The 1,242-nt window shown below is 51.0% G+C and carries 1 protein-coding gene; it reads left to right on the top strand.

Annotated features, from left to right (window positions below):
- The first annotated feature begins 2 nt into the window (after positions 1 to 2).
- Positions 3 to 1,067 (top strand): BclA C-terminal domain-containing protein, encoded by a 1,065-nt coding sequence (locus CN514_RS20145; protein WP_098234116.1) that lies wholly within the window; start codon positions 3 to 5, stop codon positions 1,065 to 1,067.
- Positions 1,068 to 1,242: the final 175 nt, after the last annotated feature.

A 1,242-nucleotide genomic window follows, 5' to 3' on the forward strand; every position in this document is an offset into this window, starting at 1 on the left:
GCATACAAGGTATACCAGGCGCACCAGGAACGCCAGGCGCACCAGGAGCGACGGGGGCAACAGGAGCAACGGGAGCAACAGGCCCTTCAGGAGGACCTCCAGGTCCAGCAGGAGTAACAGGTCCAGCAGGTCCACAAGGTACACCAGGAGCAACAGGATCAGCAGGCCCAGCAGGAATACCAGGTCCAACAGGCCCAGCAGGTCCACAAGGTACACCAGGTCCACCAGGAGCAACAGGCCCAGCAGGAGCACCAGGTCCAGCAGGTCCAACAGGCCCAGCAGGCCCAGCAGGAACACCAGGTGAACCAGGTCCAACAGGTCCAGCAGGCCCACAAGGAACCCCAGGTCCACAAGGTCCAACAGGCTCAGCAGGTCCAGCAGGTCCAACAGGCCCAGCAGGTCCAGCAGGAATACCAGGTTCAACAGGCCCAGCAGGTCCACAAGGTACACCAGGAACTCCGGGTCCAGCGGGTCCAACAGGCCCAGCAGGAGCACCAGGTCCAGCAGGTCCAACAGGCCCAGCAGGCCCAGCAGGAATACCAGGTCCAACAGGTCCAGCGGGCCCACAAGGTACACCAGGTCCACAAGGAGCAACAGGCCCAGCAGGAGCACCTGGGGCAGTCGGAGCGACGGGTCCAACAGGAGCAACAGGTGGTGGGTTAGCCGAATTTGCATATATCTACAACCGAGCTGCCCAGTCGGTTGCCATAGAGGCAGATGTTGTTTTTGATACTAATGGTATAACTACCTCAGGAATTACTCATGCTCCTGGAACTTCTCCAATTTTAGTTACTACTCCTGGAATCTACGAGGTTACTTTCTCTGTATCTGGTGTAGAACCTAACCAATTCGCACTGTTTTTAAATGGTGCAGAGGTTCCAGGAACAGTTTACGGTTCAGGCGCCGGCACTCAGCAAAATACCGGTCAGACTATAGTGGCCATAGCATCTGGCGATGTTCTCACTCTAAGAAATCATTCATCTGCAGCAGCAGTTACTCTACAGACTCTGGCAGGTGGCACACAAGCAAACGTAAACGCTTCTATTGTTATTAAAAAATTAGATTAGTTTCAAATAGTTTAGTATTTTCACGTAGTATTAACTCTTTAACTAATAATATGAAATAAAAAATCTCCTGCAGAAGGAGATTTTTTATTTTCAAGTTGCAAAAAGATTTTTTATTCAACAATTAAAAAATTGAAACAAGATCATATAATTCTTATTCAACTAACGCATGCATTAG

This window comes from Bacillus sp. AFS001701 (assembly GCF_002559405.1).
In the GTDB taxonomy this organism is placed as follows: domain Bacteria; phylum Bacillota; class Bacilli; order Bacillales; family Bacillaceae_G; genus Gottfriedia.